Raw genomic sequence first — 23,067 nt, 5'->3', positions numbered from 1 at the left:
CACCCTCGCCGCCGGCAGCAACGACACCACCGTCCGGCTCTGGAACGTCACCAACCCCGCCAGCCCCACACCCCTCGGGAAGCCCCTCACCGGCGCCCCTGGCCCGGTGTGGTCCCTGGCGTTCTCCCCCGACGGCCGCACCCTCGCCGTCAGCAGCAGCGGCGCCATCCAGCTCTGGAACGTCACCAACGCCGCCAGCCCCATGCCCCTTGGAACGCCCCTCACCGAACCCGTCGGCGCGGTGTGGTCGGTGGCGTTCTCCCCCAACGGCCGTACCCTCGCCGCCGGCGGCGAGGACCACCAGGTCCGGCTCTGGAACGTCGCCGACCCCGCCAGGCCCGCACTCTTCGAGCGGCCCCTCACGGGAGCCGCCGACTGGGTAAGGGCCCTGGCGTTCTCCCCCGACGGCCACACCCTCGCCGCCGGCAGCAACGACCACACCACCCAGCTGTGGGACGTCACCCACCCGGACAGCCCCACCCCCCTCGCCCCACCTATGACCGGCCCCACCGGCCCGGTGACCTCCGTAGCGTTCTCCAGCACCGGCCGCACCCTCGCCGTCGGGTGCGACGACTACACCGTCCGGCTGTGGGACGTCACCCATCTGGACAGCCCGACGCTCATCGGACAACCCCTCACCGGGCCCACCAGCTATGTGCTCTCCGTGGCGTTCTCCCCGGACGGCCACACGCTCGCCGCCGGCAGCTACGACCACACCATCCGGCTCTGGGTCGTGCCCTGAACGGGCTGTTGCGTTGTGAGGAGGCGTGGTGGGCCTCGACCTGCTCGCCATGTTCTGTTCCGCCTCGACCAGGCCAGGGGCAAGCTCCAAGTCCAGGTGTCGGGCGGCCGCTCCAAGACGCAGTCAGGCGTCCGTTCTCGCGTGCCTGGCAGCGCCGGGCTGTCCGGTGATTGTGTCGGGCGGTGCCGACTGGTCGTGATCGGTGCGACGATGGCGGCGAGTGTGGTAGATCGTGCTGTCCGTGTCGTCGCGGCGGTCGGGGGTGGCGTTGGAGGCGGGGCTGAGCCGCGCGCAGGTCGAGGCGCTGGCCGAGCGGCTCGCCGCTCCGGGCTTGGCCCGGCAGGTGCTCGCCGAGGCTGGTATCCACCGCGCGGACCTGCCGTGGAACCCGCAGAACCCGCGGTCGTTCTGGACGGCGGTCTCGGACCTGCTCGCCGACGGCGTCGCGGTGGATGGGCGGGCGCGGCTGCTAGCCGTGCTGGGTACGCGCTATCCGGGCGAACCGCTGTTCGCCGACAGCACGATGCACCCCTCGGAGCAGCCGGTCGACGGGGCGCCACAGGCGCGACGGGCGTTGTGGAACGTTCCGGCGCGGCTGGCACGGTTCGTAGGCCGCGACGACCAGCTCGCCGAGCTCGCCGAGAAGCTGGACGCCCGGTCCGGGGTCGAGTCGGTGGTGGCGCTGGCCGGGATGGGCGGCGTCGGCAAAACCTCGCTCGCGATCGAGTTCGCCCACCGCGCCCGCGAACGCTACGACGTCACGTGGTGGATCCCGGCAGAGCGCCCCGAGTTCGTGACGGGCCATCTCGCCGAGCTGGGCGAACGGCTGGGTCTGACACCCGGCGCCGAGCCTGGGGCGGTGTTCGCGGAGCTGACGCGCCGGAACCTGCGCTGGCTGCTGATACTCGACAACGCCGAGTCGACCGCCGCCGTGGCCCCGTTCCGCCCGACCGACGGGCGCGGCCGGGTGCTGGTGACGTCGCGACGCACGGGCTGGCGCGGGCTGGGCGACACGGTCGAGGTACCCACCCTGGCCCGGGCCGAGGCCGTGGCACTGCTGACCGGACATCTGCCGGGCGCGGATCCGGCAGAGGCGGACCGGGTCGCCGACCTGCTCGGCGATCTCGCCCTCGCGGTGGAGCAGGCCGCCGCGTTCTGCGAGCAGACCGGCACCCCCCTGTCCGAGATAGCCGAGTTGCTGACCGAGCGGCTCGACGACGTCCTCGGGCTCGGCGAGGTCGTCGAACGGGCCGACGTCACCGTCGAGACACTCTGGGAGCTGTCCACCCGCCAGGTCGCTCAGGCCCAACCGGCCGCGGTCGAACTGCTGCAGCTGCTGGCACTGTCCGCGCCGGAGCCGCTCCCGCTGGACCTGATCAGCGGCCACGCCGACCTGCTCGGCGACGGACCGCTGGCCCAGGCCGCCGCGGACCGGCTCGCCTGGACCCGAACCGTGGGCACACTCATCGGCTACAGCCTCGCCAGCAGGAGCCACGACGCGACGGCTATCTCGGTGCACCGCCTGGTCCAGGCAGCCACCCGCCGGTCGATGACCGACACGCGCCGCACCGAGTGGCTCGTCGTCCTTCTCTATCTGCTGTCCGCCGACCTGCCGAACGACATCGGCCGCAACCCGAAGGCCTGGCCCCGATGGCGGGCCCTGCTCCCACACGTCCGGGCTGTCCTGGCCCGCGCCGGCACAGACCCGGACGCCTCTCCTCCCGCGCCGACGACCGGATCCGACGCCATGTCCTACCTCTACGATCTGACGGCCGGCTACCTGCTGGAACACGGCCAATTCGCGGAGGCGCTGCCGCTGGCGCAACGAGCACTGGCCATCGACGAGGCCCTCCACGGCCCGGACCATCCAAACGTGGTCGCCGCGACGTTGACTATCGGGGAGGCGCTACGGGCCCTGGGACGGGCCGCCGAGGCTCTACCCCTTCAGCGCAGGGCGCTGGCTATCACCGAAGCCGCGCACGGGCCGGACCATCCGTTTGTTGCCAACATCCTGGTCTCCTTTGCGAAGGCTCTGGGATCCGAGGACCGCAATGCCGAGGCACTGCCGTTGCTTCGCCGGGCACTCGCGATCGACGAAGCCGCTCATCGGCCGGATCACCCTGTCCTCGCCGTCGACCTGCTCAACCTCGCGGAGACATTGCGCGATCTGGACCGCGCCGCCGAGGCACTCCCGCTGGCCGAACGGGCGCTCACCATCGACGAGGCCACCTACGGCCCCGACAGCCCCGACGTCGCCGACGACCTGACCGTCCTGGCCGCGACCCTGCAGGACCTGGGACGCGCCGCCGAGGCGCTGCCCCACGCGCAACGAGGCCTCGCCATCTACGAGGCCACCTACGGCCCCGATCATCCGACACTGACCGTCATCCTGACCAGGCTGGCCCAGGTCCTGCGTGACCTGCAACGAGCCGACGAGGCAGATCCCCTGCTCCACCGCGCACTGGCGACAAATGAAGCCGTCTACGGCCCGCACCACCCACGCAGCACGTCCGTCCGAACACTCCTAGCAGAGTGAGCCATGTGCACTCCCCGCGCTGGTTGTCCCGCTTCGGGGATGCCACCCGGCTAGCCGAACGTTATCGGTCGGGCGGGTGCTGCTGGCCGGCGATGCGGCACACGTCCATCCACCCACCGGCGGACAGGGCCTCAACCTGGGCGTTCAGGACGCATTCAACCTCGGCTGGAAACTGGCCGCACAGATCCGCGGCTGGGCGCCGGAAACACTGCTGGACACCTACCAGGCCGAACGTCATCCGGTCGCCGAGGACGTGCTGGACAACACCCGCGCCCAGATGGAACTGCTGTCCACCGAACCGGGCCCGCAGGCCGTGCGCAGGCTGCTCGCCGAACTGATGGACTTCGACGAGGTGAACCGCTATCTGATCGAGAAGATCACCGCGATCGGCATCCGCTACGACTTCGGCGAAGGCCCCGACCTGCTCGGCCGCCGCCTGCGCGACATCGACGTGAAACAGGGCCACCTCTACGGTCTGCTGCATCGCGGCCGCGGCCTGCTGCTGGACCGCACCGAACGCCTGACCGTCGGCGGCTGGTCAGACCGGGTCGACTACCTCGCGGATCCCACCGCGGCACTGGATGTTCCGTGCGTCCTGCTACGCCCCGACGGCCACGTCGCCTGGATCGGCGACGATCAGCAGGACCTGGACGACCACCTCTCCCGCTGGTTCGGCAAGCCCGCCAACTGATTTCGCCTGAGCAACCGAAAATGAATGCGAACACGCCTGTCTCGGGTCGAGATCATGGCGGGGACTGGTTCGTGTGGTCATCCCGCATATACGTGGCGAGATGGCGAGCAGATCTGCGGCGCTGTCGGCCAGGAGCTGGCCAGACGATTCCGCGACCCACGACAGATCATGACGCCAGTTGACGTTGTGTCACCACCGGAAGTGAGACAGAGCCGTTAACTTGGCACTCCCCCTAGACAGCTCCGAGGTCGAGGAGGCGGTTTGAGTCCTGGGTGGGGGTGCGTCGGGGCGGACAAGCTCGGTGAGGTGGTCGCCCGGTGGCGGAGATGATCAGGACGTGGCGCGGTGTCGGTAGGGACGGGTCCAGCCGAATAGTTCTGGCAGCCGCGGGCCGTCGTCGAACAGCGGCGGTGCCCGTGGCCTGGTGGCTGGCGCTGGGAAGTTCCTCGGGGGTCGCTGATCGCCAGGCGGGAAGGGCTTGGCGATCAGTGTGGTCGGGCGTCTCAGCTGGAGAAGCTGTCGAGGTGGCTGCCGCCGGGGTCGACGGTGCGGGCGATGCGGCGTCCGATGTCGCCCAGCTGCCGCTGCTGCGGGCGGGTGAGGGGATCGAAGACCAGGGCGCGGACTGTTTCGACGTGCCCGGGGGCGGTCGCGACGACTTTCTCCCAGCCCGCGTCCGTGAGGATGGCCAGGGTGTAGCGACCGTCGGTGGGGTCCGGTGTGCGGCGCACCCAGCCTGCCTTCTCCAGTCGCCCGGCCACGTGGGAGAGCCGGGAGAGCGATCCGTTGGCGAAGACGGCCAGGGTGCTCATACGTAGGGTGCGCTCGGGTGCGCCGGACAGCATCGCCAGCACCTGGTACTCGAAGTGGCTGATCCCGGCGTCCCGCTGGAGCTGGTCGTCGAGTGCCGCCGGGAGCCTGATCAGCACGCTGGCCAGGGCCAGCCAGGTCTGCATCTCCTCGTCGGTCAGCCAACGCGGCTGCTGCACGTCCACACCATCATCCTAGCTTGAAGTGTCAACCGAGCCAAGACCGTTGATCACTTGACAGATCAAGCGATCTCTCCTAGGTTTGAGTTGAAGGTTCAATCCAAAAGTTGGGTGCCCGAGGCCGCGAGTCGGGCCGCGACGCGCACCCATCGCCGGTGTCGTCATCGATGCCGATCCCCAGGGAGCACACATGCGCGCACTGAATGTCCCGGCCGCGGGCGAGCAGCCCCGCCTGTCCGACCTGCCCGTCCCCGGGGCCGTTGAGGGCACCGTGCTGGTCCGCGTGAAGGCGGCCGGTCTCAACGCCCTCGACAACGCCCTGGCCGCCGGAATGATGGCCGAGATGCTCCCGCACGTGTACCCGCTCGTCCTCGGCCGCGACGCCGCCGGCATCGTCGAGGCGGTCGGAGCCGGCGCCGACCACGTCGCCGTCGGCGACGAGGTGATCGGCCACATGCTGCTGGCCCCACCGATCCAGGCCGGCACCCTCGCCGAGTACGCACTGCTGCCCGCCGCCGCCGTCACCCACAAGCCCGCCGGCCTCGACTTCACCACCGCCGCGGCACTTCCCCTCGCCGCGGCCGCCGCCAAGGCCGCCGTCGACGCCATCGAGCCCGAGCCGGGCCAGACCGTCCTCGTCGTCGGCGCCGGCGGCGGCGTGGGTTCCTACGCCGTCCAGCTGCTCGCCGCACGCGGCGTCACCGTCGTCGCCACCGGCACCGCCGACGACACCGACCGGCTGACCACGCTGGGCGCGACCACCGTCATCGACTACACCGCCGGCCCGGTCGCCGAGCAGGTGGCCGCCGCGTACCCCGACGGTGTCGACGCCCTGATCGACCTCGTCGCCTACACCCCGGACAGCGCGCCCCTCGACGTGGTCCGCAAGGGCGGCAAGGTCGCCAGCACCCTGGGCGCCGCCGCCGACGAGCAGGCCCTCGCCGCCGTCGGCCTGACCGGCACCAGCGTCATGGCCGCCCCCCTCCGCGAGGTCGTCGCGCAGCTCGCCGACCAAGCCGCCGCCGGCACCCTCAAAGTCGACGTCACCACCGTCCTGCCCCTCGAGAAGGCCACCGACGGGCTAGCCACCCTCGCCAGCGGCACCGCCCGCGGAAAGATCGTCATCGAGATCGGCGACTGACAGGACACGCCCCGCCCATTACCACTCACAGGAACGCCCGCGCGGACGCACACCGAACCGACCGGCGACCCCGGCTGGTACCCGCCCACAGCGAAACGGCGCGGTACCAGCCGGGGTCCGCCGGACGGGGTCGCAGATGTTTCCAGCACGGACAGCGAAGGTGCCTGGTCCCGACCGTCCTGTCAGCATCTGCCACCGGGTCGGGCACGAGCGCGACAGCTTCCTAGCTAGGGCGGATTCCCGGCAACCACGGATGTCAGCGCACGGCGCGCCCATTTCTCTCAATCCGCTGATAAACGGCTCACTAGACCCCTCGGGCTATCGGGAGACTGACATGGAAATCAAGGAGCTCGGACACCTTGTCCTGTACGTGAGGGACGTCGACCGGTCGGCCGCCTTCTACCGGGACGTGCTGGGCTGGCGCCAGATCCTGCCCGACCCCACAGCGTCGGCGTCGGCTTCGAGCCGCATCCCGGCCGCGGCGTTCTCGGCCGGCCAGAGGACACACCACGAGCTGCTGCTCATCGAGGTAGGCGAGAACGCAAAGCCGATTCCAGCCGGACGCCGCGTCGGGATGTACCACTTCGGGCTGAAAGTCGGCGACAGCGACGACGAATTGCGCGAGACACTCGCCCACATCACCACGGCCGGTGTGACGATCGCCGGCGCGTCCGACCACACCATCACCCACAGCCTCTACATCCACGACCCGGACGGGAACGAGATCGAGCTGTACATCGACGTCCCCGGCGTCGACTGGAAGACCGACCCGACTCTGGTAGGCGCCCCGATTCGCCCACTTCGCCTCTAGCCCCGGGCTTTCACCGCTGGCCGTCGACGAGCAGTCGTGATTCTGGATGACTTTTGACGTCACTCAAGTTATCTGCACTGGTCACAGCTTTGATCGTCAGCAAATAGACAAAGGGGGAGCTGCATCGCGGGGCACTAGCCGCAAAGCGGCCCCTAGAAGATGACCCTCACGTGGTCCCATGAGCCTGGCTGATGACAATATTGTCCGCGCTTGCCCGAGCACTGCAGGAGGACCCATGACAGCGACCTCGGCGAGGACAGCCCAGGCGAGCCCGGGCTGGATGTTCGTGCTGAGCGGGCTGAAGACGTTCGTCGAGACCGGAGCCCCGCTGGTGGTCGCCCGATGAAGCTCGCCAGCTACACGCTCGTCACCTTCGTGCGCCCGGACGGCTTCCGGCCGCTGGCCCCCGAGGAGGAGCTGCGTGTCCGAGACGCGCACCTTGCGAACATGGCCGACCTGCACTCGCGGGGCCTGCTGCTCGCCGCCGGCCCGTCACGCGGCACTGACGAGAACGTCCGCGGCTTCGCGATCATGCTCTGCGACGCCGCGACCAGCGAGGAACTATGGGCGACGAACCCGAGCGTGCTCGCGGGCCGGTTCGAGGCACGCTGCGCGCCGTGGGTCGTCCCGGCCGAGATGATCGTTGCCGGCCCAGGCCTCCCCCCTCGCTCGGTGGCCGAGACCATGGCTTGACAGGGAGAGGCTCATCGGCCCGGCCCCGTCCGCGCGCGGCGGCGCCGCGTTGTCGACGGCGGTATTCCAACGGTTGGACCTGCGGGACAGTTGAAGGGCCGGCCGACCGTGCCACGTGATCGGCTGGATCGCCGCCGCGTGTGGGCGCCGGATGGAGACGACTGGAAGGTCGTCAGCTAGCTTCATTTCAAATGGCCCGCGGCTTTGCGACAAACGGATTCATTTACCTGAGCGGGCCGGGCTAGCTTGTTGCTTGCGGGCGCAAGTATCTCGGCATTTGGCGCCCTGGGCGGTGCGCAAAGCGCAGTCGCAGGTCGCACAATTCGAAAGGCATGTGATGGAACGCAACGTTCAAGAAACGAACCAGACGACACGACGTACGCTGCTGCGTGGAGCCGTGCTCGGCGGAACCGGTATTGCCACGGCCTCCCTGCTTGCCCCCGGAAGCGCGTCGGCCGCCGACGCCGGCAACGGGCTCGTGTTCCCCGGCGTCGATGTTGTCATCGACTCCTCGCACGCTACCGCGGAGGTAGCCGCGCTGGTCCGGCGCTATCTCACAAGCAAGAGTGCGCAGGACCTAGACGGATGGATGTCCTTCTTTTCGCGCGATCTCATTACCTACATCGATGCGGTCGTGGGCGCGGGCTTCTACAACTGGGACTCCCTGCGGGCTTCATTGTCCCAGTTCATGTCCAATTGGCCCAGCGACGGCAAGTCGTACCCCACGCGGATCCTGGGCGATGCGACCAGCGCCGTCGTGTTCTTCACCGACACCGCAGGCCTGTTCGGGCCTTCCGAAATCCGCGCGGTGGGCATTATCAACTTCCGCGATCATAAGATTACCCGGCAGATCGACTACTGGGATGGCCGGCATTTCGGCATAGCCAACGAGGCGGCCCTCGCGGCATACTCGACTGGGTCCCCAACGGACTTCGGAGAATCCACTGTCGGAGAAACCGCGGCGCCCGCCATGAGGGACGTCGCATCCAAGCTTGCGCAGGCCCTGCGCAATGGCGACGGCGCCAGCGCTGCGGAGCTCTTTGCGCCCGGCGCCATCTTCGAGGACATGCCAGCACACCTGCATATTGTCGGCCCACGAAGCATTGGTACCTATCTGACCAAGGCCATCTCTCTGCTGCCCTACGCCGGTGGTGGTACGGCTGTTCGCCACGTCGTCGGCAGCGCGGTGGGAGGGGGTTATGAATGGACGGCGTCCAACAGCGCTGTTCCCCGAGGTGTCGTCGCCCTTGAACTGGATGGCTGGGGCAGGATTACCCGCCTCACCGCCATGTGGGACGGCTCGCTCGTGGACGACTCCACGTTGATCTCATTGGCCCGCACGGCGATCGAACAATAAGTGATGGCGCCCGTCGTCGGTCGGCGACGGGCGTCACAGCGGTGCAGGTCAGGCCGCTTCGACAGCGTGCTGCTTCTGACGTGCATGGCCAAGCGGTAGGAGTTGGAGCCGGTAACGAATACGAGCGAGCCGCGTAAAACCGCAGGTCAACCCCGGTGGCTGAGTTCTGACACCCAACAAGGCGCACGCCGTTCGCGACGGCGTGCGAGTCACCAAGCAACGCTGCCATCGTCGCGCAGGAGCGGGTAGTGCGCCTCGGTGAAGGTCATGACGTGCTTGATCTGTGTGTACTCCTCAAGCGCAAACTTCGAGAGGTCGCGACCGTAACCGGACTGTTTCACGCCGCCGTGAGGCGTTTCCGCATTGTGCAGCAGGTGGCAATTGACCCATACGGTGCCGGCACGGATTCCCTTAGTGAAGTAGGCGGACCTTTTAATGTCATTGGTCCAGATCGACGCGGCGAGGCCGTAGCGTGTTCCGTTGGCCATCGCCAGCGCTTCGGCATCGGAGCTGTACTTCTGGAGGGTCGCCACCGGCCCGAACACCTCTTGCTGCACGATTTCGTCGTCTTGCTTGACTCCCTCGATGAGGGTGGGCGCGAAGAAGAAGCCGGGCCGGTCCAGACGGGATCCGCCTGTGAGCACCCGTGCGTGCGAGGGCAGGCGGTCCAGGTAACCCTGCACGATCTTCAGTTGCTGCTCGCTGTTGAGCGGGCCGTAAAGTACATTTCTTTCGTCGGGGGCGCCGACGCGTATCTTTGCTACGGCTTCGAGAAGCAATTTGACGAACCGGTCGTAGACGCTGTCGTGGATGATGAAGCGGGTGAGCGCAGTGCAGTCCTGTCCGGCGTTGTAGAAAGCCGACATCGCCGTCATGGCAGCGATCTCCTCCACGTCCGCGTCAGGCGCTATCACGGCGACACCATTCCCGCCCAGCTCGAGATGCACCGGCATGACATTCTCAGCAGCGGACGCGGCCACGGCGCGCCCCGCGCGCGTGGATCCGGTGATCGCGACCATGCCGAGGTCGGAATGGGCGACGAGGTCAGCACCGGTTGCGCGGCCTCCGTTGACGACGTTCAGGACCCCGGGACCCAAAACCTCCGTCGCGATCTGCGCAAGAAGGTAGGCCGACGACGGGGTGGACTCCGAGGGTTTGAGCACGACGGTGTTGCCGACGGCCAAGGCGGGTCCGAGCTTCCAAACCGTCATCATGAACGGGTAGTTCCACGGCGCGATCTGACCCACCACTCCGATGGGCTCCCTGCGCACGGTCGATGTGTGTCCTGCGCGGAACTCCTGAGTCGCGAGGCCGTCCATCACGCGCGTCGCCCCGGCGAAGAACCGCAACTCCTCCAATGCCGGCATGACCTCGTACTCGATGACACTCTGCCGTGGCTTTCCCGTGTCAAGAATCTCCGCCTCCACCAACTCGCCGAGACGCGTAAGAACGCGATCTGCGAGCGTATTGAGGCGCGTGCAACGCTCCCCGGGCGTGAGACGACTCCACCCCGTGAACGCCTTCATACTCGAGGCGACGGCAGTCTCGATGTCAGTGCCGTCCGACAGCGGCGCCTCCCCGCTCACGTCTCCTGTAGCCGGGTCGATCAGTGTTGTCCAGTTGTCGGATGCTGCAGGTTGTGCGAGTCCGTCGATGACGTTCAGAATTTTTCTTCTCACGATGCTTCTTTCGATTTTCGCTAGACAAGATGCTACGACAGCTCATCGGCGACGCGGAGCCCGGACGCGTATGCACCGCCCACTGTTCGGGGACGCCAACGTGCGGTCGCCTCTCCAGCCCAGAACAGCCGTCCGTTAAGGGGTTCGGCCAACCGATCGCGAACATCGGCTCGTGCTCCGGGCGGCGTGTGGCTGTATGCGCCTCGTGCATACGGATCGCCGGCCCACAAATGGACGATGGCTTTGCGAGGCCTGCGGAACTTGTCACCCAGGTAGTGCTCGAGCGCCTTCTCCCCGAGCCGGAGAACTTCGGGAACGTCCTGCGACTCGATCCTCGTTGCGTCGCGACCACCGGCCCAAAGAGCGATAATTGTCTGCGCGCGGTTTTCTTGCCAGCCGTTCGACAGGATGGCTCTGCTCGGAAGGATCTCCGGATCGGAGATGTCGTCGGGTGCACCGTCCGGCCAGACATCTCCGTCGAAGACGAAGACCATCTTGACGACGGGCACGTGACTCATCGAGTCGATCGCTTCTCGCTTGCGGGCCGGCAGCGGTGGCTCGAATCGGATCCCATTGTTCTGCAGCACACCGAGCGGCACGGTGACGACGACGTGTTCGGCCGAGACGGTGACCGCCCGGCCATCATCGGTCACCGCGTTCATCTGGACCACTGGGTCGGACCAGGTGATGGAGCGGACCGCCACGCCCAACCGGATGTCGACTCCCGCTGCCAGGCGGTCCAGAACCGGTCGCCATCCGCGCTTCAGTTTGAAGTCCGCGTCGTGCAACGCCTCGCCATCGGTCCGGTTGCCGGCGACCTCGAGCATCGTGTGCAGCGCGCTGGTCTCCTCCAACGACTCACGAGTGGTCCAGAACGCGAACAGCTTCTCCAGTTCGTCGCGCTCGGCGACGCTGCCCGCGAGCCGATCCACGAAGGAGCGGAGATCTTCGGAGGGATCGAGGTCCGCGGCTGCCTCGAGGAGCGAGTTCCACCGTTCGTCGTCGATGGCGATGACGTCGAGCCCATGGGACACCGGAAACTCTTCGTCGGCCATCCCGAATTCTGCGATCGCGCGGCGGATCGGCGTCGTCGAGGTGTGGATCCACTCCGCTCCGAGTTCGACCGGCTGATCCGCGAGATCGGTGATCGTGTGCACCCGCCCGCCGATGCGACCGCGGGCCTCGAGGACCACGACCTCCCTTCCTCGCTGTGTCAGGGCATGGGCGGCGGCGAGTCCGGCCGTGCCGGCGCCGATGATCACGATGTCGGCGTGGGTGTGGTCAGCGATGTCCGCGCGCTCCGCCGCACCGCGCGTCACGATGCGTCTCGCGTTGCTTCGAGCAGCGAGTCGATGGCAGACGCTCCAGCTCGACCGGACTCAATGGCTCCTTCGATGGTGCTCGGCATGAACTCGGCGATGTCGCCGCCCGCGAAGTGCACTCGGCCGAGCGGTCGGCGCGCTTCCGGCAGATACGCAGTCGGGCCGGTCGCTGTCGGTGCCATCCAGGTTCCTCGTGCGAAAGCGTCTCGGTTCCAGTCGTGCCCGTCGACGCGGAGGACCTTCGCGTCGGGCACGAAAGCGCGCACCGCTTGCTGGACGCGTTCGAGGTCGGTGAGGTCGAAGTCGACATCGTCGCCGAAGCCGACAAGCAGGCTGGTGCCGTCTTCGAAATCGCGCTCGGTGCGCAGGTAGGCAAGATCACCGCTGCCTGAGACGCCGCGGAACAGCCTCGGTACATCGCGAGCCAGAATCCACGCCTTCAGCGAGTGTCCGACGTTGCCTCCCGATCCGATTTCTGCCTGGATGCCCGGCATCCGCGGCTCGAAGCGGATGTCGCTCCACGTCGTGATCGGCACGGCGACCAGCGCATAGCGGGCCACGAACTCCGCATCCACGCTTTTCACGCGCACCAGGCCGTCGCTCTGCTCGATCTGTGTCACCCGCGTGTCGAGGCGAAGATCGGTTGCGGCGTCGTCGAGCATCCGGTTGATGAGTTCGGTGGTGCCGCCGTGGATGCGGGTGGAGTGCTCGTCGACATCCTTCATGAGCTCGATCGTCACCTCGCTCATGTCGCCGCGCAGGATGTCAGCGGTGATCTCCTCGGGAGAAGCGCCGCAGAGGTACCGCGTCCAGGCTCGCCCCCAGTCCCGGGCCTCCGGCGAGAGCCCGGCGAGGGCCGCGCCGAGGTTCCGCGCATCGGTCCGCGAAAGACTGTCGAACTCGGCGGCTATCTCCGCGGGCAGCTCTCCCCAGGTGAAGGCAGAGCCACCGATCAGGGTCACGAAGTTCGCGGGTGCCGGGGAGTCAACGGTGGTCATCCCGTACCGCGCAAGCTCCTCGAGGACGTGACGGTCCGAGGCCGGGAGGATCCAGGTGCCTCCCATCTCGATCTGCAGCGTCGATCCGGCGAACCTCCGCAGGAACGTCCGCCCGCCGACCTGGCCCTTGCCTTCGACGATCAGGACGTCACGCCCCGCCGCCGCGAGATCCCGGGCGGCACCAGCCCCTGCGAATCCCGCGCCGACGACGACTACGTCGTAGATGTGCTCCGTCACTGGCTCACGCCGCTTGCCAGGCGGTTGAGTTCGATCTTGGTGCCGCCTCGACGGCGATCCAGGAGGAGGAAGATCGCGAACAGCACCGCGATCGCGATGAAGGAGATGAACGGAATCGCGGCGTAGATGCCGGACAGGCCCTCGACGAAGGTGAACACAACGAAGGTGGTGAATCCGATCGAAGCGACGAAGACGGCCACCCAGGACACCACCTCCGTGCTCCCGGTCCGGCGGAGCACCACGACGGCCGCGACCGCTGTCATCACGTAGGGCACGCACCAGAAGTACGTGATCGCACTGCTGAAATAGAGTCCGCCCTCGATCGGTGCGGTTCCGGCGGCGACGACGAGGATGATCGGAAGAATCGTCTGCAGGACAGCAAGCATGATGATCGCGACGTTGGGTGACTTCGTCCGGGCGCTGATTGTCGCGACGAAACGGGGAAGCAGCCCGATCTCTGCCGCCGTCGCGAAGATCCGGCTGCCGTAGGTGACGAAGGCGACGCCGCCGGCGAACTCGCCGAGCGTGAGCAGGATGTCGAGGACCGTGCCCATCCAGGGCAGGTGCGCCGAGGAGGCGACGATCGAGATCGGGGACGTTCCTGCGGCGAGCAGGTCGGCGTTCGCCGCCATCGAGGACGTCTGGAGGACGATCGCCACCAGTTGACCGACGAGGAGCACGATCACGACGGTGAAGATGATCCGAGGGATGCTCCGCTTGGGGTTCTTGGTCTCCGCCGCGACCGTTGCCATGTCGTCGAACCCGACGAGGCCACCCAGGGTCAGCGTGACCCCGAAGACGATGTTGTGCAGATTGGTGTGGCTGAAGTTGACGAGGGCCGGCAGATCGACGCCGGTGTTGGCGGCCGCGCCGACGCTCAACGCCACGATGAACGGGACCACACCGATGCTGAAGATCAAGGCGACGAGGGCGACGCCTTGGACCCCGAGGCAGGCGAAGAGTCCGGTGGCAACTCCGACGATGAGCAGGATGACGACTTGCGTGTTGGTCGCGAAGGCGCCGGAGAACCCCAGATCCGACAGCGCACTGGAGGCGAACACCACGACGACCGACGCGACCGCCGCCGTGGCCGCGACGTAACCGAGGATCAGGGCAGCACCGGTGAGCAGCCCCCACCTTCGCCCCAGCCCGTGGAGTACGTAGCTCATCAGCCCGCCGCTGGTGACGTACTTCGTCGCGAAGATCCGGATCATCTCTGCGATGGCGAGGATCAGGACCCCGCCGATGAGCGTGCCGACCCAGGACGTGGCTCCCGAGGTGAGGAAGACGAGACCCACGTAGAGCGCGAGCACCGGTCCGACCTGCTGGGCACTCAACCCCAGGACGATGCCGCGCCGGACACTCAGCGGCTTGTGTTGGCTCAGTTCACGCTCGACCTGGTCACCCAACGCCACGGTCGTTGTCGCACCACGGTGACTGCCTTCAATCGACATGCGCGCTTCCTCTCGCCGTCGCACGCACCTGAGCCGGGTGGCTGGGTGCGCCAGTAGCGGGACTGTACCGCACGTCCGGTATACTAACTGTTAATGTGTGGGTTCATGTCGATTACAGGCCTTCCCAGGTCAGGCCGGTCGCGGCAAGGAATCCGAAGATCAGGTCTGGTCGGTACTGGGTCTGCTTGAGGCCGTGTTTGACGGCCTGGAGCACCTGGTCGAGGCCGCGGGCGGCGAGGTTGGCCAGGGCAGTGCCCTTGAGCTGGGACCAGATGGCCTCGCCGTCGCGCTCGGTGGCCTGGCGGGTGGGCTCCTGGCACGACCAGCCGTACCGCTCAAGCAGATACCACACCCCGGCCTCGGTGTAGCCCACCCCGAACTCCACGGCAATCACCTGCCGGATCCGGGCCAGCGTCCAGCGCTGGTCGTCCCAGCCGTACCCCCCGGGCCCCGGCGCAGCAACGCCTCCAACCGGGCCAACTGCCGGTCATCCAGCCGGCACGGCGACAACGCCCCCCGCGACCGCGGCGCACCGGCACCGCCGTCCTCCCAGGCCCGATCCAGCGACTCACGGTCTTCGGCGTCACATGGAACTCCCACCTCCGCCTGGCCCACCCCCTGGGCGAACCGGTCGGCGGCAGCCAGCCGGACCGCTCGCGTCGTATCTGCTCGGCGGGCGTCAGCCCGCCACCGGGTCGCATACCTCACCCCGGCGAGCTACCCACCCCACCGGCATCATCACGGACCCCCATGACCTCAAGGATTAACGACGGGGTAGCAGACCAGGTTTTCGATGGGGTTTTTCGGGGCTCGAACAGCCGTGCGCGATGCTCGTCGCGACGCCCAGATGGCCGGGCGAGTCGCCCTGGTTGTTAGTATCGGCAGGTGGCAAGCCAGAGTTCGACACGAGGCGCCTTCACGCCTCAGCGAATCATCGAGTCAGCGCTCACGATCGTCGCGCGCAACGGGCCCACCAGCTTGACGGTCGACGCCCTGCGCGCCGAGACGGGCCTCTCGCGCGGGGGGCTCGCCCACCATTTTCGGAGCCAGACCGAACTGCTCGAGGCGACGATACGTCATTCCCTCGACGCCTACCGGGGCGCGCTGGAGCGCGAGGTCTCAGGTGGCGGCGACAGCATCGCGGGATACGCGGACGTCACTCTCGGCACCGGGATGCGCTATCGCTTGGCCCTCATGCTTGGTCTCGCGCAGGACCCCGGACTTCTGACCGAGTGGGCCGCGTTCTTCCGGCTACAGGACGCGAATCCCGGTGGATCGGAACTGGTGTCCACCGCGTGCCTTCGGCGACTTGCCATTGACGGTTTGTGCTGGACGAAGATCCTGAATCCGCATCGCTTCAGCGCGCAGCGCATGGAGCGACTCGCGACCGAGGTTCTCACGTGGTCTCCCGAGCCGATCGACGTCGAGAGCCTCCCGACCAGCCCCAGTCGACGCCATCGCGGGGCGACGAAGGAGCGCATCCTGCAGGCGGTGCGGCACGTCGCGCTCAAGCTCGGCGGCTCCAGCGTGACGATGGAGCGTGTTCGCAACGAGTCCGGCATCAGCAAGAGCGGCATCCTGTACCACTTCGACTCGAAGGGCGCGATGCTGCAGTCGTTCTTCGACGAGATCGCAGCCGGCAGCGCGGAGATCAGCCAGGCTGGTCTCGGTGAGCGCGGATGGGACCTCAGGACGCTCGCGTACGCGCGCGCGAACATCGCCCACTCCGACGCAACAATGACCCTTCTCTGGATTCTGGCGATTTCTTCGGCGCCGCATCTCAGCAGCGAACTGGCAAAGAGCAGCCGCATCATCGACTCCGCGGAGGACGCTCTGCCCGAACCGCTCTGGCTCGACGTGCAGTTGCGCCGGCTCGCGCTCGACGGGCTGTGCTGGAGCGACCTGATCGACCCACAGCGCTTCTCGAGACTCGACCGGGACGGACTGCTACGTCGTCTGGTCGGACGGACTCAGGACGAACTGTTCCCTCGGCTCGCAACGACGCGGTCCGTCCGTACCCAGACAGGACCGCAGTGATCACCCGTCGAGTGGTCGTCCGAGGACGACCTCGACGAACGTTGGTCGACCTGGCGTCGCCGCCACCAAGCGCGAGCCCGCTGGTTCCACCACAGAACACGCCTCGCGAGGCTCGGATGGTAACCACCTAAATCACCACAACATGAAAACCAGTCATACATCTCGAAATGCGGCTGTCCTACGAGGAGGCGCGCTCGACGGCATTCTCGAGAACCGACAGACCCTCGTCGAGCACAGCCGGCGGGATGACCAGCGGTGGCAGGAGACGGATGACGTTCTTGTGCGTGCCGCACGTGAGCACGACGACCCCGGCGGCGTGGCAGCGAGCGGCGACCTGCGCGGTAAGGCGCGGGTCGGGCTCATCTGTGCCGGGCCGCACCAGCTCGATGGCGAGCATGGCGCCACGGCCCCGGACGTCGCCGATGGCCGGGGTGGTTTCGGCAAGCCGGTGCAGGCGTGGAAGTGCGGAGTCCGCGATCGCCCGCGCGGCAGCGTCCAACTGCTGCGTGCGCAGGGTTGCGATCGTGGCCAGCGCCGCCGCGCAGGCGACCGGGTTGCCGCCGAAGGTCCCGCCGAGTCCACCCAGGTGCACCGCGTCCATGAGCTCGGTGCGGCCGGTGACGCCCGCCAGGGGCATCCCGTTGGCGATGCCCTTGGCCGTCACCACCAGGTCGGGGACGACGTTCTCGTGCTCGGAGGCAAACCAGTCGCCGGTACGGCAGAAGCCGGTCTGTATCTCGTCTGCGATGAACACGACGCCGTTGTCCCGACACCACTCGGCGATGGCGGGCAGAAAATCGGGCGCGGGCACGACGAAGCCGCCCTCCCCCTGGATGGGCTCGATGAGCACGGCTGCGACGGAGCCGGCGCCGATCTGCCTGTCGATCTGGTCGATAGCGCGGGCGGCAGCCTGAGCGCCTGAATAGCCGGCGGGGTCGCGGTACGGGTAGGACATCGCCACCCGATAGACCTCGGGTGCGAACGGACCGAACCGGTGCTTGTACGGCATGGCTTTGGCGGTCAACGCCATGGTGAGGTTGGTGCGCCCGTGGTAGGCATGGTCGAAAACCACGACCGCGGGGCGGCCGGTCGCATGACGGGCGACCTTGACGGCGTTCTCGATCGCCTCCGCGCCGCTGTTGAGCAGCAGGGTGCGCTTGTCGTGGTTACCCGGGGTGAGGGTGTTGAGCTCCTCGCAGACGCGCACGTAGCCCTCGTAGGGAGCGATCATGAAGCAGGTGTGGAGGAATGCGCCGGCCTGCTCGCGGATCGCCTCGACCACGGCCGGCGCGGCACCCACGTTGGTGACCGCGATACCGGAGCCGAGATCGATCAAGGTGTTGCCGTCGACGTCGGTGAGCAGCCCGTCGCCCGCGGAGGCCACGAAGGCCGGCAGGGCGCTGGAAACCCCGCGCGCCACGGCGGCCGATCGGCGCCGGGCGAACTCCTGGGAGCGGGGGCCCGGGACCTCGGTACACAACTGCCGCGCGATGGCCGCAACGGCGTCGCCGGTCACGCCGCGAGGTGCGGCGGGAAGAAGCGCACCGGGAAGGAGCGCGGGGGAAGGGGACGCGGCCGTCGGATTCGTGGCGGCGGGGTCAGTGGCGGTAGACATGCGTGCAACAGTGCGCGGCATCCCACACTCGAGGCGAGTGCCAAACTGGCTATGTTGATGATGATCCTACGCCGTTGTGTAGAGGTCGCGATCGAAGATAGCCATGATAGGGGGCACGGATGCCGTTGACGCTGCGTAGTCTTGTCAGCGACCGCTCGCTGGACCTGTCCGTTCTCGCCGGCGAGGCCAACCTGGACCGGCCGATCGCCTGGGTGCACTCCACCGAGCTGACCGACCCCACCCCGTTCCTGCAGGGCGGCGAGCTGCTGCTGACCACTGGCTTGGCCCTGCGGCAGGACCCGGCCACGTGCGCCGCCTACGTCGCCCGCCTTGGCGACGCCGGTATCGTCGGGCTCGGCTTCGGCATCGGGCTCAGCCACGACACAGTTCCGGTCGGGCTGTCGGAGGCTGCCGAGGTTGCGGGGCTGCCGCTCTTCGAGGTGCTGCGGAGCACCCCATTCATCGCGATCAGCAAGGCAGTGTCGGAGGCGGTCGCCGCGGACCAGTATGCAGCGGTGAGGCGTACCAATGAAGCCCAGCACGTACTCACGCGAGCAGCCGCCGGTCCGAACGGGTTTGCCGCGCTCGTCGACCGCCTGTCCCGCCTGCTCGGCGCCTGGGTCCTGCTGCTCGACTCCGCAGGTAACCCGGACGAGGCGGCACCCGCGTCGGCCGCGGGGAAGGCGGTCCTGCTCGCCCCCGATCTCGACCGGCTGCGGTCGGCCGGCACCGTCGCCAGCGCCGGGATCACCGACGGAGTCGACGAGGTGTTCATCCAGACGCTGGGCGCCCGGGCACGCGGGTTCCTCGCCGTCGGTCGCCTTGCCCCGCTTGACCTCACCGATCGCCAGATCGCCAACACCGCGGCGGCCCTGCTGACCCTGGCATTGGAGCAGTCACGAACCCTCGCCACGACGTACCAGCATCTGCGGACCGGCCTGTTCCACCTGATGGCCGCAGGCCAGGCCGAGTTGGCGCGCGGGACCGCGGCGCACCTGTCGGGGGCGTTGCCGGAGGAGCCGTTGCTGGTCTACGCCCTCGCTGGGCCGGTCGCGGCGCGCGCGGCAGCGGCCGACTTGCTGGAGATTGCGGCGCGCCAGCCCGGCAAGTCGCTGTTCTTCGCCGAGTTCGGGTCGTACGTGGTCGTCCTGACGGGCGAGGGCGATTCGGGCCCGACGTGGCTGTCGTCGCTGTCGCGCCGCGTCGCAGGGCTGCGGATCGGGGTCGGCGAGCCGGTCGGGTACGGGACGTTGGTCAACGGATACCGCCAGGCGACGCTCGCAGCGGAGTCGGTACCCGCCGCCGGCGCCCCGGTGATGCGCTTTGCCGACCTTGCCGGGCAGGGACTGCTGCGGCTGCTGCCGGGCGCGCGGGCGCGCGGTTTCGCCGAGGCGCTGCTGGCACCGTTGATACACCACGATGGGGACGGCCGCGCCGACCTGGTCGTCTCGCTCCGGGTGTGGCTACAGCACCACGGCCAGTGGGACCCGGCAGCGGCGCGTCTCGGTGTGCACCGCCACACCCTGCGCAACCGGATGCGTAAAGTGGAACAGCTCACCGGGCGCAGCCTGGACGCGCCCGGATTCCGCGCCGAGTTGTGGTTCGCGCTGCACCTGCTGGACGAGACGGTGCCGGCCGATCCGGAGTGACGTTTTGGCGATTCTGACCGTCCCCGCTGTACGGACCGGCATGAGCCTTGACGCTTGTTGGCATCTAGTCTCGCGGCATGAACGCCGTGAGGAGGCCGTGTATGGAGGAGTCGGTGGCCAGCTACTGGATCGCCGGGCGGGCGAGCGCCAGCTCGGACGTTGTCGAGGTGCGCCACCCATACGACGGATCGACTCAACCGCGGCGGCGACCGCGCCCTCAACCGCGCGATCCACACGATCACCATCAGCAGGATGCGGACCTGCCCGACCACCAAGGCCTACGTCGCCCGCCGCACCGCCGAAGGCAAGACGGTCCCGGAGATCCGCGCTGCCTGAAACAATGCATCGCCCGCGAACCCTACCGAACACGGTAACCATGACCGCCGCGGCCACCTCCAAGAAGCCAGATCCGATCAAGATTCAGGGCCACAGTCATGCCATTTGACGATCTATAGAAGCGTCTAGGTTAGGCCGAGGAGCGGAGATGACCGATTTTCCGGGCTTGGCAAATTTTGTCGAGGCGCTCCCACTGGCCGCAACACAGGCAGCAGATCTATTCTGTCATGTATGTACACACCGTTATCCGCTAGTTCGGCGCCCGGCGAAGCTGACACATTCGACGGCACGGTGTCGATGTCAGTCTGGAAGCGCTGGGTGCTGGTCGCGGCGGTGTTCCTCGCAGCGCTCGCGGTGTTCTGGGTGGAGATGCCCGCCCGCGTGAGCGGGACCTTGTCGGCCGCCTCGACCCTGGCCGCGCTCCTGTTCAGCTTGGGTACCGCCGTGTGGACCATGCGGCGGGCGCGGGCGGCGGAGCTTCGCTGGCGGCTGCTCATGGCCGTCTGGGCACTGATCGGCGCCATCGGGTGTGCCATACCCCTGGTGTACCTTCGCTTTTTCGGCCTGAGCGCCTCGTGGACCGCGGTCTCCTACAGCGATTTGTTCTTCCTTGTCGCGCCACTGCCTGCCGGGGTAGCGCTGGTACTGTTCCCCACGTCCCCGCTCACCCCGGAAGACGACGGCGACGCGGCCGAACCAGCCGGGAAGATCACTCCACGATCGCTGGTCGTGGTCCTGGACGGATTGTTGATCACAGGATCGGTCTTCCTGATCGCCTGGGCCGCGATCCTGAAAACCGTGATCGTTTCCGGTCCTCCCGGCATGATGCAGTACATCATGGCCGTGCTCTATCCGATCATCGCCATGACCCTCGCCGTGATCGTGGTCCTCCAGGCAACATTCCGGCGGCCGGCCAATCCGCGAGCGCTGCTGCTGCTTGGCGTCGGCCTGGCGGCTCAGATCATCACCCACGGCGCCTGGATCCGCACCATCAGCACGGGCGGACGCATGCTGGGCCCCGAGTACACCGCCTTCGCCATAGTCGGGATCATGCTCATCGCGCTGGCGGTCGGCGTGCCCAGGCCGGACCGGCGCGGCGACCGCGGTCACCGTCATCACGGAGTCCTCACCTGGGCCTACGTGTTCCTGCCTTACGCACCCATGGCGGTGGCCGTGGTCCTGGTGGCAACGCTCGCGGTCGGCGGGCGTCTTGACTCGGTCGAGATCGCGGTCAGCATCCTTCTGATCGTCTTCGTGGTGGTCCGCCAGATGATCATTCTTACCGAGAACACCGTTCTGTTGTCCCGGGTCCGACGGGCGCGTCAGGAGCTGCACTACCAGGCATTCCACGACCCGCTGACCGGCCTGGCCAACCGGCTGCTGTTCAACCGACGACTCGAGGACGAGCTCGCCGCCCAGCGAGGCGGAGCCCCTTCGGCTCACGACGAGAGGGCGCCCAACCACGGCGAACAGCGCTCACTCCCACCTCGGCAGGCCGCCGTCCTGTTCTGCGACCTTGACAAATTCAAGGCCGTCAACGACACCCTTGGCCACGCCGCCGGCGACGAGTTGCTCGTCGCGGTGGCCCGCCGGTTGACCGGCTGCGTCCGCGACACCGACCTCGTCGCACGCCTGGGCGGCGACGAGTTCGCCATCGTGCTCGCCGGCGACGCGGAGGCACCTCACCATGTGGCCGACCGGGTTGCGGAGGCGCTACGGAACCCGTTCGTCTTCCACGGCCGGACCGAACACGTCGGCGTCAGCATCGGCATGGCCACGATCCGCGCCGACACCCGCCCGGATGACGCCGACGAGCTGCTACGCCGCGCGGACGCGGCGATGTACGTCGCCAAGCGGCGGACCGACGGGCAGGTCGTCATCTTCCACCCGGACACAGGCCCGGCGGACCTGTCCGCCTCCCCGTTCGACGGCGCCGCCCTGAGGCCGACACACCAGGACGGACCGGCCGACTTCCGCGTGGACTACGAGCCGATCGTCGCGCTCGCCGACCATCGCATCGTGGCGTTCGAAGCCTTTCCATCCTGGTCGTCCACCCCCGACACGGCGACAGCGACCCGGGCCGCCGCAGGCCGATCGGGCCCAGACCAGACTGGCGACGCCGGAGCAGTCCTCGACGGCTACGTCCTCACGGCGATCTGTGCAGACCTGCCCGCATTGCGAAACCGGTTCGGCGCCGAAGTCGCTGTGCACATCGACATCGCCCCGCCACGGCTAGGCGGGCCCTGGCTGGTGGAGCGCGTCGTCGCGGATCTGCGCCGTCGCGCCGTGCCGCCCCCGGCACTGGTCATCGAGATCAGCGGCACGACCACCGGCCCTGATCTCGACGCCGCCGCGCGCGCATTGAGCGAACTTAGCCGGTGCGGCGTGCGGATCGCGCTCGACAACATCGGCGCCGACTCCAGCGGCTTCGCCGGCCTCCGCCGGCTACCAGTCGACATCATCAAGGTCGATCAGGCACTGACACTCGACGCTGCCACGAACACAGGTCAGACCCAGATCGGACCGACAAGCTTGATCATCGGCCTGGTCCGTCTCGCCGACACGCTCAAGGCCACCGTCATTGCGCGAGGACTCGCGAACCAGCATCAAGCCGACATTGCCAAGGCGGCCGGCTGCCACTGCGGTCAAGGCCCCTACTTCGGCCCGTCAATCGCCGTTCACCACCTCGCCGAAGTAACGACAACCCGATGAACCGCGACCAGGCAGCGCACCTCGGGAGGGTCTGTCAATAAAACTTGACACTCCAGCCGAAGACCGCG

General features: G+C 67.9%; 16 protein-coding genes and 2 pseudogenes. 11 read left to right on the top strand and 7 right to left on the bottom strand.

The genetic code is table 11. The features are described from left to right. The 3 genes from BCD48_RS01955 to BCD48_RS01945 form a co-directional block, all read left to right on the top strand. Positions 1–742 (top strand): WD40 repeat domain-containing protein (locus BCD48_RS01955; protein ID WP_131803708.1); only part of this gene is annotated, 742 nt, incomplete at its 5' end. A gap of 232 nt (positions 743–974) precedes the next feature. Then, positions 975–3,278, top strand: a complete 2,304-nt coding sequence (fxsT, locus tag BCD48_RS01950) for an FxSxx-COOH system tetratricopeptide repeat protein (protein WP_071046502.1) — start codon at positions 975–977, stop codon at positions 3,276–3,278. 76 nt (positions 3,279–3,354) lie between these two features. Next, entirely contained in the window at positions 3,355–3,969 is a 615-nt protein-coding gene (locus BCD48_RS01945) for an FAD-dependent monooxygenase (RefSeq protein ID WP_274536485.1), read from the top strand. Positions 3,970–4,472: 503 nt separating this feature from the next. Here the strand turns inward: BCD48_RS01945 and BCD48_RS01940 are convergent. After that, positions 4,473–4,964, bottom strand: a complete 492-nt coding sequence (locus BCD48_RS01940) for a MarR family winged helix-turn-helix transcriptional regulator (protein WP_116271396.1) — start codon at positions 4,962–4,964, stop codon at positions 4,473–4,475. A gap of 184 nt (positions 4,965–5,148) precedes the next feature. Here BCD48_RS01940 and BCD48_RS01935 point away from each other — a divergent pair, with 184 nt between their 5' ends. The 4 genes from BCD48_RS01935 (at position 5,149) to BCD48_RS01920 (ending at position 8,960) form a co-directional block, all read left to right on the top strand. Then, on the top strand, positions 5,149–6,099 hold the full coding sequence (locus BCD48_RS01935) for an NADP-dependent oxidoreductase (protein ID WP_071046499.1): 951 nt from the start codon (positions 5,149–5,151) through the stop codon (positions 6,097–6,099). Positions 6,100–6,433: 334 nt separating this feature from the next. Further along, the gene (locus BCD48_RS01930) at positions 6,434–6,910 is read left to right on the top strand and encodes a VOC family protein (RefSeq protein ID WP_071046497.1); all 477 of its coding nucleotides are present in this window, start codon (positions 6,434–6,436) and stop codon (positions 6,908–6,910) included. Positions 6,911–7,252: 342 nt separating this feature from the next. Further along, positions 7,253–7,603 (top strand): YciI family protein, encoded by a 351-nt coding sequence (locus tag BCD48_RS01925; RefSeq protein ID WP_071046496.1) that lies wholly within the window; start codon positions 7,253–7,255, stop codon positions 7,601–7,603. Positions 7,604–7,895: 292 nt separating this feature from the next. Then, positions 7,896–8,960: a nuclear transport factor 2-like protein gene (locus tag BCD48_RS01920; RefSeq protein ID WP_131803707.1), complete on the top strand. Its 1,065-nt coding sequence runs from the start codon at positions 7,896–7,898 to the stop codon at positions 8,958–8,960. A gap of 209 nt (positions 8,961–9,169) precedes the next feature. On the opposite strand, the gene BCD48_RS01915 is transcribed toward BCD48_RS01920, so the two are convergent. The 5 genes and pseudogenes from BCD48_RS01915 to BCD48_RS53065 form a co-directional block, all read right to left on the bottom strand. Beyond that, positions 9,170–10,639 carry an aldehyde dehydrogenase family protein gene (locus BCD48_RS01915; RefSeq protein ID WP_116271395.1) on the bottom strand — a complete coding sequence of 490 codons (1,470 nt, stop codon included), beginning with the start codon at positions 10,637–10,639 and terminating at the stop codon, positions 9,170–9,172. A gap of 32 nt (positions 10,640–10,671) precedes the next feature. Then, complete coding sequence (locus BCD48_RS01910; protein ID WP_071046491.1) at positions 10,672–11,958, bottom strand: flavin monoamine oxidase family protein; 1,287 nt, start codon at positions 11,956–11,958, stop codon at positions 10,672–10,674. After that, positions 11,955–13,196 (bottom strand): flavin monoamine oxidase family protein, encoded by a 1,242-nt coding sequence (locus tag BCD48_RS50455; RefSeq protein ID WP_071046489.1) that lies wholly within the window; start codon positions 13,194–13,196, stop codon positions 11,955–11,957. The genes BCD48_RS01910 and BCD48_RS50455 overlap by 4 nt, the downstream gene beginning before the upstream one ends. Next, a complete protein-coding gene (locus BCD48_RS01900) occupies positions 13,193–14,650 on the bottom strand; it encodes an APC family permease (protein ID WP_071046488.1) in 1,458 nt (485 codons plus the stop codon). Before BCD48_RS01900 ends, BCD48_RS50455 begins: the two co-directional genes overlap by 4 nt. A gap of 112 nt (positions 14,651–14,762) precedes the next feature. Then, positions 14,763–15,068 (bottom strand): annotated as a pseudogene (locus BCD48_RS53065) (helix-turn-helix domain-containing protein); the annotation flags it as partial. A 467-nt stretch (positions 15,069–15,535) separates the two neighbouring features. On the opposite strand from BCD48_RS53065, the gene BCD48_RS01890 reads away from it, so the two are divergent. Then, entirely contained in the window at positions 15,536–16,687 is a 1,152-nt protein-coding gene (locus tag BCD48_RS01890; RefSeq protein WP_071046486.1) for a TetR family transcriptional regulator, read from the top strand. A gap of 178 nt (positions 16,688–16,865) precedes the next feature. Here BCD48_RS01890 and gabT read toward each other — a convergent pair whose 3' ends face one another. Continuing rightward, complete coding sequence (gene gabT / locus BCD48_RS01885) at positions 16,866–18,302, bottom strand: 4-aminobutyrate--2-oxoglutarate transaminase (RefSeq protein WP_083418047.1); 1,437 nt, start codon at positions 18,300–18,302, stop codon at positions 16,866–16,868. Between the two features lie 119 nt (positions 18,303–18,421). Here gabT and BCD48_RS01880 point away from each other — a divergent pair, with 119 nt between their 5' ends. The 3 genes and pseudogenes from BCD48_RS01880 to BCD48_RS01875 all read left to right on the top strand — a co-directional run bounded on the left by BCD48_RS01880 (position 18,422) and on the right by BCD48_RS01875 (position 22,999). Further along, positions 18,422–19,951 carry a PucR family transcriptional regulator gene (locus tag BCD48_RS01880; RefSeq protein WP_071046483.1) on the top strand — a complete coding sequence of 510 codons (1,530 nt, stop codon included), beginning with the start codon at positions 18,422–18,424 and terminating at the stop codon, positions 19,949–19,951. Between the two features lie 189 nt (positions 19,952–20,140). Further along, positions 20,141–20,325, top strand: a pseudogene (locus tag BCD48_RS50985) (IS110 family transposase); the annotation flags it as partial. A gap of 259 nt (positions 20,326–20,584) precedes the next feature. Continuing rightward, the gene (locus tag BCD48_RS01875) at positions 20,585–22,999 is read left to right on the top strand and encodes a putative bifunctional diguanylate cyclase/phosphodiesterase (RefSeq protein ID WP_071046481.1); all 2,415 of its coding nucleotides are present in this window, start codon (positions 20,585–20,587) and stop codon (positions 22,997–22,999) included. The last annotated feature ends 68 nt before the right edge of the window (positions 23,000–23,067 follow it).

It is taken from the genome of Pseudofrankia coriaricola, assembly GCF_001854805.1.
In the GTDB taxonomy this organism is placed as follows: domain Bacteria; phylum Actinomycetota; class Actinomycetes; order Frankiales; family Frankiaceae; genus Pseudofrankia.
This window is presented reverse-complemented; position numbering and strand designations above follow the sequence as displayed.

Coding starts and splice junctions, on each gene's coding strand:
- BCD48_RS01880 (WP_071046483.1), top strand. CDS start 18,422: ATGCCGTTGACGCTGCGTAGTCTTGTCAGCGACCGCTCGCTGGACCTG.
- BCD48_RS01925 (WP_071046496.1), top strand. CDS start 7,253: ATGAAGCTCGCCAGCTACACGCTCGTCACCTTCGTGCGCCCGGACGGC.
- BCD48_RS01930 (WP_071046497.1), top strand. CDS start 6,434: ATGGAAATCAAGGAGCTCGGACACCTTGTCCTGTACGTGAGGGACGTC.
- gabT (WP_083418047.1), bottom strand. CDS start 18,302: ATGTCTACCGCCACTGACCCCGCCGCCACGAATCCGACGGCCGCGTCC.
- BCD48_RS01935 (WP_071046499.1), top strand. CDS start 5,149: ATGCGCGCACTGAATGTCCCGGCCGCGGGCGAGCAGCCCCGCCTGTCC.
- BCD48_RS01875 (WP_071046481.1), top strand. CDS start 20,585: ATGTCAGTCTGGAAGCGCTGGGTGCTGGTCGCGGCGGTGTTCCTCGCA.
- BCD48_RS01900 (WP_071046488.1), bottom strand. CDS start 14,650: ATGTCGATTGAAGGCAGTCACCGTGGTGCGACAACGACCGTGGCGTTG.